The organism is Pseudomonas sp. S30_BP2TU TE3576, assembly GCF_050436025.1.
Taxonomy (GTDB): domain Bacteria; phylum Pseudomonadota; class Gammaproteobacteria; order Pseudomonadales; family Pseudomonadaceae; genus Aquipseudomonas.
This window is the reverse complement of the sequence record NZ_JBNDLK010000001.1, coordinates 5492349-5507039: the sequence shown is the minus strand read 5'-3', so window position 1 is coordinate 5507039 and position 14691 is coordinate 5492349. Positions and strand designations below refer to the sequence as shown.

Below are 14691 nucleotides of genomic sequence, written 5' to 3'. Positions count from 1 at the left end.
CTGATGTCGCAACGTGCCTGCTGGAAACCCAAATAACGACCGCTGCGCGGCCGAACGCAGGCTTCGCCAGCTGCTACAAAAAACCGGTCGTGCGCGGGCCCTGTAGCAGCTGCCGAAGGCGGCGTTCGGCGGCGAAGCCGTCGCAATCCTGGTGTCGCAACGTGCCTGCTGAATGACCAAATAACGACCGCTGCGCGGCCGAACGCAGGCTTCGCCAGCTGCTACAAAAAGCCGGTCGTGCGCAGGCCCTGTAGCAGCTGCCGAACGCAGGCTTCGCCAGCTGCTACGAAAAGCCGGTTGTGCGCAGGTCGTGTAGCAGCTGCCGAAGGCGGCGTTCGGCGGCGCAGCCGTCGCAATCCTGATGTCGCAACGTGCCTGCTGGAAACCCAAATAACGACCGCTGCGCGGCCGAACGCAGGCTTCGCCAGCTGCTACGAAAAGCCGGTCGTGCGCAGTCATATCCGGTTGCGATAGGCGTCAACCAAACCGGGTTGCAACGCGGTAGATTCCAAGCCTCTTTTCAGCAGATAAGGGGTAATGGAATGCCTGTCAGTTCGAATGCCGGTCATCTGCGCATTGGTCGCTTTTCAGAGCCAGGACGCATTTATCTGATAACCACGGTGGTTCATCAACGGCAGTCGGTTTTTACCGATTGGCGAATGGGTAGGCTGGTAGTCCAGGAGTTGAGCCATACACAAGAAGAAGGTTGGGTTGATTTTCTGGCGTGGGTCGTGATGCCAGATCATATGCATTGCCTGGTACAACTGCGGGATAAAACATTGGCCGAGCTGATGTGCCGAATCAAATCCCGCAGTAGCCTGGCCGTCAATCAAGCGCTGGAACGGCACGGGCGCTTGTGGCAGAAGGGTTACCATGATCGAGCGGTTCGCCGAGAGGACGATGTAAAAAATCTTGCTCGATATGTGATTGCCAATCCAATTCGGGCGGGACTGGTTGACCGAGTTCATGATTACCCACTGTGGGATGCGTGTTGGCTCTGATGTACCGAGCTGACAGGTCTGTGACGGCTTCGCAGCCGGACGTCGCCTTCGGCAACTGCTACAGACGACTTGGGCCTGTAGCAGCTGGCGAAGCCTGCGTTCGGCCGCGCAGCGGTCGTCATCCTTCAGCGCACCTTGCCTTCAATCTGCCGCGCCATAAGGCTCGCTCCCTCGCCACAGATACAGTGTTCGTCCATAAGTGGGCAGCATTACGCTTGAAGGCGGGGGCTTTGTCGTATTGGCTGATCAGAACTTGCGGTCAGGCTCTGACAGTTCTTTACCATCGTCAGGATGCTTCCAGTCCGGTACCGAACGCTTTTGCTGCTCAATCTCTTCTTCCGTAGGCTCATCCTCGTCTTCTTCCAGGTCCGGACGCTTGGGTTCATTGGCCATGTTCACCTCTCCTACTGAAGGCATCGGTCATCAATTTTAAGCGTAGAACAGATCCCCGTGCCCCGCTCAGAGCCACCAGCGCAGTAAAAAGAAGAACCCCATACTCAGCAGCATGCTGAGTAATGTATTGCGCGTGTAAAGCACCAACCCGACCGCCACCAGCGAGCTGATCAGATAGGGATTGTCCCAGTGCAGATTCAGCTGTTTTTCCGGCATGAACACAATCGGTCCGCAGATGGCGGTCAACATGCCCGGTACTGCAAACCCCAGGAACTGCCGGGCATTGCTGCTCAGGCGTACCGGCAGTCGCGGTTCCAGAAAAACATAGCGGTTGAGGAACACCAACACGCCCATTCCGACAATCACTGCCCAAACCATCATGTGCGTCCACCGTAGAATTTGTTGCAGACAAACCCGGCAGTCATGCCCGCCAGCCCCGACAGCACCAGCGCCGAGCCCCATTGCCAATAGCTGAACAACACCGAGCAAAACAGCGACACCGCCACGCAAACCACGGTCGGCACGTTGCGCACCACCGGCGTGATCAGGGCAATGAAGGTCGCCGCGATGGAGAAATCCAGGCCCAGGTGTTCAAGACCGGGAATGCTGCTGCCGAGCACAATGCCCGCCAGGGTGAACAGGTTCCAGGCGATGTAGAACGTCAAGCCCACGCCCAGGGCGTACCAGCGGTTGAACTGCTGTTTGTCGTGCTGGCTGGTCAGGGCGAACAACTCGTCGGTGAGCAAAAAACCCAGGCCCGCGCGCCAGCGTCCCGGCAGTGGCGAAATCACCGAACGCATGCTCATGCCGTAAAGCAAATGCTGGGATGTCAGCAGCAGCGTGGTCAGCAGGATCGAAAAAATCCCGGCGCCGCCCTTGAGCATGCCGATCGCCACCAACTGCGCCGCACCAGCAAACACAATGCTCGACAGGCCCTGGCCTTGCAGGGGTGTGAGATTGGCTTCGATGGCCATGGAACCGGCCAGCAAACCCCAGGGCGCGGTGGCCAGGGACAACGGCATGATCGCCGCAGCTCCGCGCAGAAAGGCACTGCGCGGCATGATTGAGTTGGACATAACGTTCTACAGACAGGGAAAGACCCCAGACTTTGCCAGCTGTGGCGGCCAATGGCTTGAACAATCTTGCTCACTGATATGACTGCGTGCCATTCATCGGCTGTCTGCTTGATTCGCCACAGTGGCGGCAACATGATGGCGCTGCATTTTCACTCGGCACCACCGGTGCTTCGCTGCATGCCACGGCGCTGGAGTACGTCGACCAGGTCGACCAGTTGCTCTACAAAGCCAAGCACAATGGGCGGATGCGCGCCGAGTTCGCTGATTTTCGTGATTGACAAACGGCGCGCCGGCTTTTAAAACTGGGCGCCTCACTCAGGGTGTAAGCAAGTATGTCCGCAACCTTCAACCTCAACACTTCCGTCATTGGCTTGATTGCCAAGGCGCAAGGTTGCGTTGCGCACGCCCTCAAATCGAAGAAACAGTCGCTCATGTGACCGGGGCGCGCTGTCCCGTCAGATGAGCTGACAGGACATTGAGCGCGACGGACCACCCTCCCCTTGCTTACTCTCCTTCTACGCTCCTGACGGTGACGAAATCGGTCAACCATCAGGAGAAAGTGCATGTCAGCGTTTCAAGGTATCTGGGTTCCACTGGTCACACCGTTCCACAACGGCGCCATCGATTTCGTCGGCTTGCGCCGGCTGGTCAGCCATCTGCTGGAAAAAGGCGTCGACGGCCTCGTCGTTTGTGGCACCACCGGCGAGCCGGCGGCGATGGGCAAGCATGAGCAACTGGCGGTGCTTGATGCTGTGCTGGAGCTGGTGCCGGCACAACGGGTGGTCATGGGCCTGGCCGGGAACAACCTGACCGAGTTGTTGCAGTTCCAGAGCGAGATTCTCAAGCGCCCGGTGGCTGGCCTGCTGGTGCCGGCGCCGTATTACATCCGCCCTTCCCAGGCCGGCCTCGAAGCGTTTTTCCGCGCGGTCGCCGATGCCTCCAGCGTTCCGCTGATCCTCTATGACATCCCTTACCGTACCGGCGTGGCCTTCGAACAGGCGACCCTGCTCAATATCGTCGCCCACGAACGGATTGTCGCCATCAAGGATTGCGGCGGTAATTTTTCAAACACCCTCGCCTTGCTCAATAGCGGCCATGTCGATGTGCTGTGCGGCGAAGACAACCAGATCTTCAATGCCCTGTGCCTGGGCGCCAAAGGCGCGATTGCCGCGTCGGCGCATGTCCATCCCGAACTGTTCGTGCAGTTGCACCGGCAGATCCGCGACAACCGGTTGGCTGATGGCCGCGCCACGTTTTTCCGTTTGCTGCCGCTGATCAACAGTCTGTTCCTGGAACCCAACCCGGCCCCGGTGAAAACCGCGCTGGCCCTGCAAGGCTTGATTCGTGATGAACTGCGCGCACCGATGCAACGCAGCAGTGAATCGATGACCGAGCGTTTGCAAGACGTACTCAGCGCATTGGGCCGCGACATTCGATAGAGCGCCCGCCACCAGCCCGAGTACCATGGAGCGATTCGTTTACCCGCTCAGGGGCACCGACATGCTGTACCGAATCGCCGCCGATGGGCTGATGCTGTTGCACTTGCTGTTCATTGTGTTTGTGTTGTTCGGCGGCTTGCTGGTGCTCAAATGGCGCCCCCTGATCTGGTGGCATCCGCCCGCCGCGTTGTGGGGTATGGCGGTGGAGTTCTTCCACCTGCCCTGCCCGCTGACCGACTGGGAAAACCGCATGCGCCATGGGGCCGGGCAAACCGGCTATGGGGGTGGATTCATCGAGCATTACCTCTGGCCGGTCATCTATCCCGCCGGCCTGACACCCGGCATTCAGCTTGGATTGGGCAGCGTGGTGTTGGTGATCAACGTGCTGGTCTATCTTCGTTTGATCAAGCGATGGGCCACCTGAAAAGTCATTCACCCGTCAAGGACACGAAAACATGTTGTCGACAGAAGACCTGGCGCTGCTCGAGGCCATCCGCCAAACCGGCAGCCTGTCGCGGGCGGCGGCGCACCTGGGCAAGGCGCCATCGACCGTGTCCTATGCGGCGCGGCAACTGGAAGAGCGCTTCGATGCGTTGCTGTTCGACCGTCGCCGCTACCGTTTGCAACTGACCCCGGCGGGCGAATTGCTGGTCAACGAAGCGGCGCGGCTGATGCAGGACGTTTCGCGCCTGACGCAACGGGTCCGGCAAGTCGCCAACGGCTGGGAGAGCCGTTTGTGGATCGTGACCGACGAACTGCTGGAATTCGAAACCTTGATCCCGGTGATCCACGAATTCGATGCGCTGCAATCCGGCGTGCCGCTGCGCATCACCCAGGAAGTGCTCAAAGGCGTCTGGGAAGCCCTGCGCGAAGGCCGCGCGGATCTGGTCATCGGCGCCACCAATGAACCGCCGGCCATTGCGAATTTGCGCTGGAGGCAACTGGGAGAAATGGAATGGGTGTTTGCGGTGTCACCCCGGCACCCGCTGGCCAAGGCCAAAGGCCCGATTACCCGGGCCATGGTCGCGCAACACCGGGCGATTGTGGTGGCCGACTCGTCCAGAGTCTCCGAGGGCAGCACCTACGGCGTCACCGGGGGGCAAACGGTGCTGGCCGTGCCGACCATGCGCGCGAAAATCCTTGCCCAGTGCAATGCGCTGGGGGTGGGCTGGCTACCGCGGCACCGGGTTGGCTCGCTGCTGAAAAACGGCACGCTGGTTGAAAAACACATGGCTGACCCGCGCGAGCCGAACATCCTGTACGCAGGCTGGCGTGGCGATCATGACGGTCGCGCCCTGGGCTGGTGGCTGGAGCAGCTTGAAAAACCCAACCTGGCCACCCGACTGGTTCAGGGAACGGACCGGATTGCCTGACGCCCGACGCTCAGTTGGCAATCACGCTCATGTTCCGTCCGCTGGCCTTGGCCACGTACAGCGCCTTGTCTGCCGCATCAATCAGCTCTTCGGGCCGGACCTGGGCAGTGGCATTGCTGGCACCCACGCCGACGCTGACGGTCACCGTGCCTTCGGCGCTGTCGCTGTGGGCAATACCGGCCTGCAGCACCGCGCGGCGGATTTTCTCCGCCACCAGGAATGCCCCCACATAGTCGGTGCCGGGCAGCACCACGGCGAACTCTTCGCCACCATAGCGGGCGGCCAGGCCACCGGGGCGCTTGATGTTGTCCGTGATGATCGCACTGACCTTGCGTAAACACTCGTCACCGGCAAGGTGGCCATAACGGTCGTTGAACGCCTTGAAATGATCGACGTCAATCATCAGCAGCGCCAGATCGGTCAGGCTGCGCCGGGCACGGCCCAGCTCCACATCGATGAAAGCGTCGAGCTGACGCCGGTTGGCCAGCCCCGTCAGCGCATCCTTGAGGGCCAAGCCCTCGAGGTTGCGATTGACCTCCAGGAGTTTCTCCTGGGTGTCCAGCAACTCGACCTGCACCAGGTTCTGTTGCTTCATCAACTTGATGAGCCGCAGCCCCAGCATCCCGAGAATACTCAGTAACAGCGTGACGATGCCGGCGCTGAGCAGCGTCTCCATGCGCCAGCTGCCGAGCACTTCATCCTTGTTCAGTGCGGTAAAAACGATCAGCGGATAACCCTCGACGCGGCGATACGCCGTCACCCGCTCGACACCGTCGATGATCGACGTGATCGTGGCTGTACCCGCATCGCCCTTGGGCAACAACCGGGTGAACAATGGGCTCTTGGCGAGGCTGGTGCCGATATCCGTCTCTTTGAAGGGTCTGCGAATGACAATGGTGGCATTGTCGGCGATCAGGTTGATCACGCCGTTACTGCCCAAGTCGATGCTGTCGTAGAGCTGCAGGAAATGGCTGAGGTAAATCGTCGCCAGCGCCACGCCGGCAAAGCTGCCATCGGGATGATTGACCCGGCGCGAAACCGTCATGATCCATTCACCGCTCGAACGGCTCTTGATCGACGGCCCGATGTGCGGCCCACGGCTGGGGTTATCGCGATGGAAGATGAAGTATTCGCGGTCGGAATTGTTGACGCCGGTTTGGCCAGCACCATTGGAATTGGCGATCCACTGCCCTTTTTCGTCGAACACGAACAAGCCATGGAGCTGGCTCAACTCACTGCGCTGGACGTTGAGCAACTGCGGCAGCCGGGATGGATCCACACCATCGTGTTCCAGACGATCGACCAGGGTGAACAGCAGCGTGTCGGCCTGCTTGATTGTTGCCTGTGCTTGCGATGCCAGGGTCTGCGCAAGGTTGGACATCGCCACTTCCTTGTCATGCAGCTGGTGCTGGCGCGAGTTCCAGGCTTGCCAGATCACGATCGCTGTCATCGACAGACACACCGCGACCAGCAGGATCACCGCCGAACGGACCTTGAGGCGGGTCACGGCTGGCCGGAGCATTTCAATATGATCGTTGATCGACGGATGTCCCATGGTGCTCCCTGAGTGCCTGTGACCGGACGAACCTTCCTGATCGCCGTTGTGTTGCCCACTATGCCTGATCCAGGCTCGCAACGATGTTAGCGCGACGCCTGCTTTACCGCCTCCAGCCACGCCGGATCCAGCCGCGTCTGTTCGGTATCGATGCCCAGCGCTTGCATTCGTTCCATGTGCTGATCCATTTCGCGGATCAGTTGGCTGTGGTCGCTGGAGTTGCCATCGAGCTGATGCATCTGGTTCAACCCCAAATGGTAGAAACGCAACAGCTTCATCGCAACCGGGTTGCCCGCCTCCACGGCCGTCGTTACATGATGCATGACATTGGTAACACTCATCAGGCTGCGCTTGAGCTGCCAACTGTAGACCGCCGGAGCCATCCACGCCTGGCGCCAGAACACCTTGCGCATCAGCGCCGCCATCGCCAGCACGGCAACAAACACGCCACCGACATTGAAGCGCAGATTGTCGCCCCCCGGTGTACCGAACAGCGCTACCGCCGCCGTGGACAGCACCATCGCCAGTGCCAGAAAGATCAGGGCGATGATGAGCGTGCTGCGCCGTGTCTGTTGCCGGTAAGTGTCGGCGTTCATCGGCTGGATTTCGAACATTACGTCGGGTTTCCTGAGCTTCAATGGTAAAAAGGGGGCTGAGGCAAAAAGACAGCGGGCCATTATCGCCTCTGCGAGGGATTTAGCTATGCTGGGGCTCCTTTTCATCTTTTCATCGTCAAGCGGGGGGACATGGCGAGACCGCGCAGTTCGTGCCATCTTCTTTCATGAATACACATTATTCGGATGCCATTCGTTGTTGCCGTGTGAATGACATCGTTTTAAGGATCATTGAATGACCCAACGCCAAGTTATCAACGCCTCCGTCAGTCCCAAGGGCAGCCTGGAAACGCTCTCGCAACGGGAAGTCCAGCAATTGAGCGAAGCCGGTTCCGGCAGCACCTACACCCTCTTCCGCCAGTGCGCCCTGGCCATCCTCAATACCGGCACCCATGTCGACAACGCCAAGACCATCCTTGAAGCCTATAAAGATTTTGAAATCCGTATTCACCAGCAGGACCGCGGCGTACGCCTGGAACTGCTGAACGCTCCCGCCGACGCCTTCGTCGATGGCGAAATGATCGCCAGCACCCGGGAAATGCTGTTCAGCGCCCTGCGTGACATCGTCTACACCGAAAACGAACTCGACAGCCAACGCATCGACCTGAGCAACTCCCAGGGTATCAGCGACTACGTGTTCCACCTGCTGCGCAACGCCCGCACCCTGCGCCCCGGCGTCGAGCCGAAGATCGTGGTGTGCTGGGGCGGACATTCGATCAATACCGAAGAATACAAATACACCAAGAAAGTCGGCCACGAACTGGGCCTGCGCAGCCTGGACATCTGCACCGGTTGCGGCCCCGGTGTGATGAAAGGCCCGATGAAAGGCGCCACCATCGCCCACGCCAAGCAACGCATCCACGGCGGCCGCTACCTGGGCCTGACCGAGCCCGGGATCATCGCCGCCGAAGCGCCGAACCCGATCGTCAACGAACTGGTGATCCTGCCGGACATCGAAAAACGCCTGGAAGCCTTCGTCCGCGTCGGCCACGGCATCATCATCTTCCCGGGCGGCGCCGGTACGGCCGAAGAATTCCTGTACCTGCTCGGCATCCTGATGCACCCGGGCAATGAAGGCCTGCCCTTCCCGGTCATCCTCACCGGGCCGAAACATGCCGCGCCGTACCTGGAACAACTGGACGCGTTCGTCGGCGCCACCCTGGGTGACGCGGCCAAGCAGCACTACCAGATCATCATCGATGACCCGGCCGAAGTGGCGCGCCAGATGACCCTGGGCCTCAAAGCGGTCAAGCAGTTCCGCCGCGAGCGCAACGATGCGTTTCACTTCAACTGGCTGCTGAAAATCGATGAAGGCTTCCAGCGCCCCTTCGACCCGACCCACGAAAACATGGCCAACCTGAAACTGAGCCTCGACCTGCCGTCCCACGAACTGGCGGCCAACCTGCGCCGCGCGTTCTCCGGCATCGTCGCCGGCAACGTCAAGGACAAGGGCATCCGCCTGATCGAAGAGCACGGGCCCTACCAGATCCGTGGCGACGCGGCGATCATGCAACCGCTGGACCTGCTGCTCAAAGCCTTCGTCGCCCAGCACCGCATGAAACTGCCGGGCGGCGCGGCGTATGTGCCGTGCTATCGGGTGGTTGCGTAATAAGATCGGTGTAACGACACCGATGTGAGCTTTACCGTCGCGAGCCGCAGTGAAAGCTGCGGTTCGCGGCACTCTATGGAAAGAAAAAATGCGCCAGCGCCAATCCGCCAGACTGCTGGTGATCAATCCCTCGCCACATTTCTGATGTGAGCCAGAGAATTGTCGTTGGCTGTAAGGCCGCCATCGCGAGCAAGCTCGCTCCCACAGGAGGGCGGGGATGTACATGGATTTTGCGCCTGACACTGGTCAACTGTGGGAGCGGGCTTGCTCGCGAAAGCGGAGTGTCAGCCAACAGAGATGTTGAATGATCAACCGCCTTCGCGAGCAAGCTCGCTCCCACAATTTGATCGGTGGGCATCAGCAAGAAATTGGTCGGCTGGCAGGCCGTCATCGCGAGCAGGCTCACTCCTACAGAAGAACAAAGGCCGAGCGGCGTACACCCGCGCTCTTCACCACTCATCAGGCCGAGCGTTAGCTCGCCTGCAGCTTTTGATTTTGATCCACCCGCCCCCTCGGGAGGCCTCGTTCCGGCGTTCATCCGGGGGGGTAGGCGCGCAGCGCCGTTCGGCGAAGCCGAACACATCGAGAGGAGGTCGAAGCGAAGCCGACCGGAGGCGATGCCCCCGGAGGAATGCCGGAGCGAAGGAACGCCGAGCCTCAGCGAGGGGCCGTACGTAAGGGGCGAGACCTTTTGGTTCCTTTTGGGGCGTTTGCCAAAAGGGACTCGCCGTAAGGGCGAAACCATAAGCCGCCGTGACCGCAGCAACGGATATGTACACAGTCAACAAAAGACAGGTCGGCTGTCAGGCCGCCTTCGCGAGCAAGCTCGCTCCAGCGGTTCAAGGCTGCAACGCCTGGGGCCCGGTGGACTGCGCTTTTGGCGGTCCGTCGGCGCCATCGATGACAACTTTCTCGGCCACGAACTGCCAGTCCTTGTAACTGGCCATGCCATTGAAGTCCGACCACTGGCTGGGAAAATTCACCTGCTTGAGCGGCTTCTCCGTGGAGGGGCAGTACACACCGCTGATCCGGCCGTCGATACCGCGTATCAGCTCCCATTCGCCCCCGGTCATCGGCTCCGGGTACAACCGGCGGATATGGTGTTTGGCCGTCGGGAAACGCTCGTCCTGCAACAGGTCCGCGAGTTCTTTCGGGTACTGCGCCACACCGGGCGAACTGCGGTAATAGCTGCGCAGCGCCTGGGCATATTGCGTACCGGCCCAGAGCAACTGGTGTTCGCGATCCCGGCGCGAAGCGGTGGCCCACAACTCGCCGGCACTGGCCAGGCCCAGGCCCATCACGACGATCAGAAACAGCACACCCAGATAGGTGAAGCCGTCCTGGCCCGAAGGTTTACCATTCGGAATACAGGCTGCCATCACGCGCCCTCCCGCTGGCTCCACTCTTGATATCGGCCACCCCGCCCGCCACGCCATCCGGTGGCGCGACTATGACCCAAGTGTCCTTGCGCTCGGCAATCGGGTCCAGCGGCTGGCTTCGCAGGTAACGCAGTTCGACCAGCTGTTCGATGGAATCGGGATAACGCCCGGTGTCTCCATAGTAATGATCCAGCGCCTCGCGCATGGACGACAGGCTCTGGTGCAAAGTGGTCTCTTTGGAGGCCTCCAGGCTGTTGAAGTAGCGTGGCAAGGCGATCGTCATCAGGGTCGCGATGATTGCCAAGACCACCATCAGTTCAATCAGGGTAAAACCTTTTTGCCGTCGCATATGCTCACCACTCTCGGTAGGCGATACCGTTGAGACCCTTGCCCCGGGCCTTGGAGTAAACGTCAAAGACGTCCTGGCCCTCCTGCGGGTTCTCAGCCGAACTGTCATAGGAACGCAGGCCCCAGCCGCCCTCGTCGTCACGCTTGACGGTTGCCAGCGGGTCACGGGGAATGCGTCGCAGGAAGTAGAACTTGGCGCCCTTGGCACTGCGCGTGTCACGCACACCATCGACCAGCACTTTCAGGTTCGGCGGGTAGCCGCTGCTGTCGATCGACTTCTCGATGTAGCCGGCGTCGAAGGCCTGTTTGTAGGCGTCGATGGCATCGCGGATTTCGTACAGCGCGGTCCGCAAATCCTGCTCCTTGCCCCGGCGCACCACCGTCTCGGTCAGCGGTGCGGCCATGCCGGCCAGCAGGCCGACCAGGGCGAGCGTCACCACGACTTCTATCAGGCTAAAACCGCGTTGCGAGGCGTTCATGATCAAGGCTTCCCGACAGTAACGGTGGTGGCGATCGGTGCGCTCATGGGGTTGGTCTGAACCGTCGTGCTCATCGAGCGGTCCGGTGCCTGGATGTGCATGCTGGTTTCGGTACCGGTCGGGAATTCCATGTCCGACGGGCTCTGGTACGGGAGGTTGCGCACGATCCGCGGGGTGATCGACAGCACCAGTTCGGATTTGCTGACGTCGTCCTTGTTGCTGCCGAATAGGCGACCCAGGCCGGGAATGTCGCCAAGGCCGGGAATCTTGTTGCCGGTGGCGCCGTGGTCGTTGCGCACGAGCCCTGCGAGGATCTGGGTTTCTCCATCATGCAGGCGCAGGGTGGTCTGGGCGTTGCGGGTATCGACCTGGACCGGAATGGTGCCCTGAGCGGTCGGCGTCAGCGGCGTGGCGTTACTGACTTCCAGCGCGATCTTGATCGCCACTTCGTTGTTCAGGTGCACGATGGGTTGCACTTCGAGCTTCAGACCGACGTCGAGGTAGGTCACGCTTTCGGTGATCACCGGGCCCTGGGTCGAAGGCACCGAGGTGGCGCTGATGATCGGCACGCGCTGACCGATGTGGATGCGCGCCTGCTCACGGTTGCTGACCCGAATCACCGGGCTGGCCAGGGTATTGATGTCCTTGTCCTGGGCATTGATCTTGGCCTGGGGCGATGGCGAGATGGTAATCCGGCTGGAGTCGATGCCTTTGAGTTGATCAAGAATGGTCACCGCCGAGCCGTCGCTGTTGACCACGCCGAAGGTGTTGGGCCATTGCAGGCCAAGGTCGAGAATGCGTTGGCGGGCGACTTCCATCACTTCCACTTCCAGCACCACTTCCGGGTTGGACTGATCCTGGGATTGCAGGAGTTTTTCCGCCATGCGCACCGCATCCCCGGTATCGCGCATGGTCAGGGTGTTGAGGCGTTCATCAACAAACACGTCGCGGGTCTTGAGCATGGTCTTGATCATGTTCAGCGCCGTGTTGGCATCGATGCTGGTCAGGTAGAAGGTGCGCATCACCAGCTCCTGGTAATCCTTGAGCTTCTGCGGCGAGTCCGGGTAGATCAGCAAGGTGTTTTCATTCACCACTTTCTGATGCAGCTGGTTCTGTTGCAGCAACAGCTCCACGGCGTCTTCGATACGTACGTCACGTACGAAGATCGTGGCTTTCATGTCCGGGCGCAGATCCTTGTCGAAGATGAAGTTCAGGCCGGCGACCTGGGACAGCACTTCGAAAATGGTTTTGAGGTTGGCTTCGCGAAATTCCAGGGTCACCGGCCGGTCCAGGCGCGTGCGCAGCTGCGGGTACGGCACCACATTGCGGCTCTGCACCAGGCGGATGCTGTCCTGTAGTTCCAGGGCACCCTCGTTCTTCGGGTCCAGTTCCAGGATCTGTTTGACCTGGCGGTCGGCACCGTAGATGTCACCGCGACGCAGGTCGCCACGGGCCAGTTCGAGTTTCTCATCCATGCTGCGCAGGTAGTCGAGCTGGCGCAGGGAATCCTGGGCACGACGGTTGTTCGGTTCGATGTTCAAAAGCCGGCTGTAAGTCATGCGGGCCCCGGCGAAATTACGCTGGGCCCGGTCCATGTCCGCCTGGGCCAGCAACGCCTTCACGGCGAGGGTCCGACCGTTGTTGAGGGCCATGTGCAGATCGGTATCGCGAGGGTTTTCACGCAATCCCTCTTCGATGCGGGCCAGGCCGGCTTCGTACTGGCCCGATTCGATCAGGGCGGAAGCTTCATCCCTGGCAACCTGCGCTGAACTGCACGCGGCCAGCCCGGCACAGAGACACAGGCTCATCAGCAAACGGGATTTGTTCATTCCGTACTCCCCACAGACAAGGTCTGAGATAAATGCAGCGGCAGGTAGACCAGGCTCAATTCCTCATCGGAAATCCGCTCGATCCGCCAGGTTTCGTCGATGACATCCCCTTTGCGCACGACGTATATTTTTTCGCCGTTCTGCAAAAACACCTGCAGACCGGAACGGTCATCCAGCCTGCCGACAAACTGGAAAGGCAACGGCGGTGCAGTGGGGACTTGCACCACCGGAGTAACGACTACCGGTTGTTCAGTGACGGTGCCGAGGGCCGGCTCCGCTTTCCAGCTGTGGGCGGCGAACAGGTCGCCTGCCGGGCTCAGGTCCTTGATCGGCGCCACTGCTGCGGCGGTCGATGCAGGCGCCGATGTGCCTGGCGTCTTGCCCTTGGCTGGCGTGGCCACGACGGCCACCGCAGGGTCGCTGTCGTCAGCCTGTTTGAAATATTCGGGGAACCAGGCGAGCGCTGCCGCTACACCCAAGAACGCCACCCAACCCGCCACTCGTTTGGTATTCATCATGACCTCGACAGATAAAGGGTCATGCGGATTCGCCCGGTCAGGTCGGTATCGGCGATTTTCTTGCGTTGAAACTCCACATCCTCCAGCACCACCGCCGGCAACTGGCCGAGCAAGGCGTGCAGGAAGCGCCGCAGTTGCGGATAGCTGCCACGTACCGGCAGCAGAATCTGATAACGGGCCAGGTGCGTCTTGGGGTCCACGCCCAGGGAGTATTCACCCCGGGACAAGGTGATGCGCTCCTGAGCGGCCAGGGCGTAGATCTTGTCGATGGCCTCGGTGGCCTGAGGCTGGGACGGCAACTTGCTGCGGAAGTCGTCGAGCTGACGCTGCGGCACCACCGGCGCAGCCACGGTGCCGTCTTCGACCTTGGCCAGATACTCGGTGGCTTCGCGAGTCTGCTGGCTGAGGCTCTGCAATGACTCCCAGTCCGGCAGCAACCCGACCAGGCCATAGCCCAGCGCCAGCACCAGCATGCCCAGCCCTGCCAGCCCCGGAACGCCCAGGCCTTGCAGGTATTCGTGGACGATCAATTTAGGGATTTGCATCGCCGATCTCCCAGGTAGCCGACAGGCTGAACTGCACCGGGTGTTCCGGCACGTTGGCGACTATTTCGTGGCTCAGCAGCGACACGTCGGACAGCTCGTCGCTGGCTTCGAGGCGGCGGTGGAAATCGAGCATGGCGTCCAGGTCCAGCGCCTCGCCGCTGATCCGCACCTGGCCCTTGCGAGCGTCCGGGGTCAGGGTCAGCAGGGCAATGTTGTCCCGCGGCATGGCTTCGAGGGTGGCGAACAGGCGCTCCCAAGGGCGGCGCAATTGCTGGGAGACCTTGCGCATTTCGGCCAGGTTCTGCGCCTGCTCGCGGATTTGCGCCGGTGTCAGGCTGAGCTTGGTGCCGGTATCGCCGGTGAGCACCCGCTGGGTGGTTTGCAGGTGGCCTTGCTGTTGCTTGGCCTCGTTATTCAGGTGCTGTTGCACCACAAGGCAAGTCAGTGTCAGCACCACACCACCGGCCAGCAGGCTCCAGCCCAGAGGACTGGAACGACGGCGCGGCTGAAAGTCGAGCATCAGGGGGCGCATG

At 60.8% G+C, this 14691-nt stretch carries 17 protein-coding genes and 1 pseudogene; 6 read left to right on the top strand and 12 right to left on the bottom strand.

The features are described from left to right. Positions 1 to 542: 542 nt before the first annotated feature. Positions 543 to 1001, top strand: a complete 459-nt coding sequence (locus ABIA48_RS25215) for an REP-associated tyrosine transposase (RefSeq protein WP_429492118.1) — start codon at positions 543 to 545, stop codon at positions 999 to 1001. A gap of 246 nt (positions 1002 to 1247) precedes the next feature. On the opposite strand, the gene ABIA48_RS25210 is transcribed toward ABIA48_RS25215, so the two are convergent. From ABIA48_RS25210 to ABIA48_RS25200, 3 genes are all read right to left on the bottom strand, one after another. Then, positions 1248 to 1394 carry a hypothetical protein gene (locus tag ABIA48_RS25210; RefSeq protein ID WP_204933955.1) on the bottom strand — a complete coding sequence of 49 codons (147 nt, stop codon included), beginning with the start codon at positions 1392 to 1394 and terminating at the stop codon, positions 1248 to 1250. A gap of 66 nt (positions 1395 to 1460) precedes the next feature. Then, positions 1461 to 1772: an AzlD domain-containing protein gene (locus tag ABIA48_RS25205; protein WP_015095729.1), complete on the bottom strand. Its 312-nt coding sequence runs from the start codon at positions 1770 to 1772 to the stop codon at positions 1461 to 1463. After that, a complete protein-coding gene (locus tag ABIA48_RS25200) occupies positions 1772 to 2470 on the bottom strand; it encodes an AzlC family ABC transporter permease (RefSeq protein WP_007978998.1) in 699 nt (232 codons plus the stop codon). The genes ABIA48_RS25205 and ABIA48_RS25200 overlap by 1 nt, the downstream gene beginning before the upstream one ends. Positions 2471 to 2613: 143 nt before the next feature. Between ABIA48_RS25200 and ABIA48_RS25195 the strand changes: the two are divergent. From ABIA48_RS25195 to ABIA48_RS25180, 4 genes and pseudogenes are all read left to right on the top strand, one after another. Then, a pseudogene (locus ABIA48_RS25195) lies at positions 2614 to 2748 on the top strand (sensor domain-containing diguanylate cyclase); the annotation flags it as partial. A 285-nt stretch (positions 2749 to 3033) separates the two neighbouring features. Beyond that, positions 3034 to 3909 (top strand): 4-hydroxy-tetrahydrodipicolinate synthase, encoded by an 876-nt coding sequence (gene dapA / locus ABIA48_RS25190; protein WP_429492116.1) that lies wholly within the window; start codon positions 3034 to 3036, stop codon positions 3907 to 3909. Between the two features lie 61 nt (positions 3910 to 3970). After that, positions 3971 to 4333, top strand: a complete 363-nt coding sequence (locus tag ABIA48_RS25185; protein ID WP_310064923.1) for a DUF2784 domain-containing protein — start codon at positions 3971 to 3973, stop codon at positions 4331 to 4333. Between the two features lie 31 nt (positions 4334 to 4364). Then, positions 4365 to 5282: a LysR family transcriptional regulator gene (locus tag ABIA48_RS25180; protein ID WP_429492113.1), complete on the top strand. Its 918-nt coding sequence runs from the start codon at positions 4365 to 4367 to the stop codon at positions 5280 to 5282. 10 nt (positions 5283 to 5292) lie between these two features. On the opposite strand, the gene ABIA48_RS25175 is transcribed toward ABIA48_RS25180, so the two are convergent. Together ABIA48_RS25175 and ABIA48_RS25170 are read right to left on the bottom strand one after the other, a co-directional pair. Further along, complete coding sequence (locus tag ABIA48_RS25175) at positions 5293 to 6837, bottom strand: sensor domain-containing diguanylate cyclase (protein ID WP_429492111.1); 1545 nt, start codon at positions 6835 to 6837, stop codon at positions 5293 to 5295. A gap of 86 nt (positions 6838 to 6923) precedes the next feature. Then, complete coding sequence (locus tag ABIA48_RS25170) at positions 6924 to 7451, bottom strand: DUF3087 family protein (RefSeq protein ID WP_429492109.1); 528 nt, start codon at positions 7449 to 7451, stop codon at positions 6924 to 6926. Positions 7452 to 7686: 235 nt separating this feature from the next. Here ABIA48_RS25170 and ppnN point away from each other — a divergent pair, with 235 nt between their 5' ends. Beyond that, positions 7687 to 9060 carry a nucleotide 5'-monophosphate nucleosidase PpnN gene (gene ppnN / locus ABIA48_RS25165; RefSeq protein WP_429492107.1) on the top strand — a complete coding sequence of 458 codons (1374 nt, stop codon included), beginning with the start codon at positions 7687 to 7689 and terminating at the stop codon, positions 9058 to 9060. Positions 9061 to 9899: 839 nt separating this feature from the next. Here the strand turns inward: ppnN and ABIA48_RS25160 are convergent. The 7 genes from ABIA48_RS25160 to ABIA48_RS25130 are packed head-to-tail and all read right to left on the bottom strand — an operon-like array spanning position 9900 to position 14690. After that, positions 9900 to 10439 (bottom strand): type II secretion system protein, encoded by a 540-nt coding sequence (locus ABIA48_RS25160; RefSeq protein ID WP_429492105.1) that lies wholly within the window; start codon positions 10437 to 10439, stop codon positions 9900 to 9902. Then, the gene (locus ABIA48_RS25155) at positions 10414 to 10788 is read right to left on the bottom strand and encodes a type II secretion system protein (RefSeq protein WP_116263577.1); all 375 of its coding nucleotides are present in this window, start codon (positions 10786 to 10788) and stop codon (positions 10414 to 10416) included. The genes ABIA48_RS25160 and ABIA48_RS25155 overlap by 26 nt, the downstream gene beginning before the upstream one ends. 4 nt (positions 10789 to 10792) lie before the next feature. Beyond that, on the bottom strand, positions 10793 to 11266 hold the full coding sequence (locus tag ABIA48_RS25150; RefSeq protein WP_007991459.1) for a type II secretion system protein: 474 nt from the start codon (positions 11264 to 11266) through the stop codon (positions 10793 to 10795). Positions 11267 to 11268: 2 nt separating this feature from the next. After that, entirely contained in the window at positions 11269 to 13095 is a 1827-nt protein-coding gene (locus tag ABIA48_RS25145) for a secretin N-terminal domain-containing protein (RefSeq protein WP_429492102.1), read from the bottom strand. Beyond that, positions 13092 to 13610 carry a hypothetical protein gene (locus tag ABIA48_RS25140; RefSeq protein WP_429492100.1) on the bottom strand — a complete coding sequence of 173 codons (519 nt, stop codon included), beginning with the start codon at positions 13608 to 13610 and terminating at the stop codon, positions 13092 to 13094. The genes ABIA48_RS25145 and ABIA48_RS25140 overlap by 4 nt, the downstream gene beginning before the upstream one ends. Beyond that, positions 13610 to 14158, bottom strand: coding sequence for a type 4a pilus biogenesis protein PilO (locus ABIA48_RS25135; RefSeq protein WP_007991453.1), 549 nt, complete (start codon positions 14156 to 14158; stop codon positions 13610 to 13612). The genes ABIA48_RS25140 and ABIA48_RS25135 overlap by 1 nt, the downstream gene beginning before the upstream one ends. Next, positions 14145 to 14690 carry a PilN domain-containing protein gene (locus tag ABIA48_RS25130; protein WP_429492098.1) on the bottom strand — a complete coding sequence of 182 codons (546 nt, stop codon included), beginning with the start codon at positions 14688 to 14690 and terminating at the stop codon, positions 14145 to 14147. Before ABIA48_RS25130 ends, ABIA48_RS25135 begins: the two co-directional genes overlap by 14 nt. Position 14691 lies beyond the last annotated feature (1 nt).

Bases quoted from the DNA above. Each gene is read 5' to 3' on its own strand.
- ABIA48_RS25215 (WP_429492118.1), top strand. From the start codon at position 543: ATGCCTGTCAGTTCGAATGCCGGTCATCTGCGCATTGGTCGCTTTTCA.
- ABIA48_RS25210 (WP_204933955.1), bottom strand. From the start codon at position 1,394: ATGGCCAATGAACCCAAGCGTCCGGACCTGGAAGAAGACGAGGATGAG.
- ABIA48_RS25205 (WP_015095729.1), bottom strand. From the start codon at position 1,772: ATGGTTTGGGCAGTGATTGTCGGAATGGGCGTGTTGGTGTTCCTCAAC.
- ABIA48_RS25200 (WP_007978998.1), bottom strand. From the start codon at position 2,470: ATGTCCAACTCAATCATGCCGCGCAGTGCCTTTCTGCGCGGAGCTGCG.
- dapA (WP_429492116.1), top strand. From the start codon at position 3,034: ATGTCAGCGTTTCAAGGTATCTGGGTTCCACTGGTCACACCGTTCCAC.
- ABIA48_RS25185 (WP_310064923.1), top strand. From the start codon at position 3,971: ATGCTGTACCGAATCGCCGCCGATGGGCTGATGCTGTTGCACTTGCTG.
- ABIA48_RS25180 (WP_429492113.1), top strand. From the start codon at position 4,365: ATGTTGTCGACAGAAGACCTGGCGCTGCTCGAGGCCATCCGCCAAACC.
- ABIA48_RS25175 (WP_429492111.1), bottom strand. From the start codon at position 6,837: ATGGGACATCCGTCGATCAACGATCATATTGAAATGCTCCGGCCAGCC.
- ABIA48_RS25170 (WP_429492109.1), bottom strand. From the start codon at position 7,451: ATGTTCGAAATCCAGCCGATGAACGCCGACACTTACCGGCAACAGACA.
- ppnN (WP_429492107.1), top strand. From the start codon at position 7,687: ATGACCCAACGCCAAGTTATCAACGCCTCCGTCAGTCCCAAGGGCAGC.
- ABIA48_RS25160 (WP_429492105.1), bottom strand. From the start codon at position 10,439: ATGGCAGCCTGTATTCCGAATGGTAAACCTTCGGGCCAGGACGGCTTC.
- ABIA48_RS25155 (WP_116263577.1), bottom strand. From the start codon at position 10,788: ATGCGACGGCAAAAAGGTTTTACCCTGATTGAACTGATGGTGGTCTTG.
- ABIA48_RS25150 (WP_007991459.1), bottom strand. From the start codon at position 11,266: ATGAACGCCTCGCAACGCGGTTTTAGCCTGATAGAAGTCGTGGTGACG.
- ABIA48_RS25145 (WP_429492102.1), bottom strand. From the start codon at position 13,095: ATGAACAAATCCCGTTTGCTGATGAGCCTGTGTCTCTGTGCCGGGCTG.
- ABIA48_RS25140 (WP_429492100.1), bottom strand. From the start codon at position 13,610: ATGAATACCAAACGAGTGGCGGGTTGGGTGGCGTTCTTGGGTGTAGCG.
- ABIA48_RS25135 (WP_007991453.1), bottom strand. From the start codon at position 14,158: ATGCAAATCCCTAAATTGATCGTCCACGAATACCTGCAAGGCCTGGGC.
- ABIA48_RS25130 (WP_429492098.1), bottom strand. From the start codon at position 14,690: ATGCGCCCCCTGATGCTCGACTTTCAGCCGCGCCGTCGTTCCAGTCCT.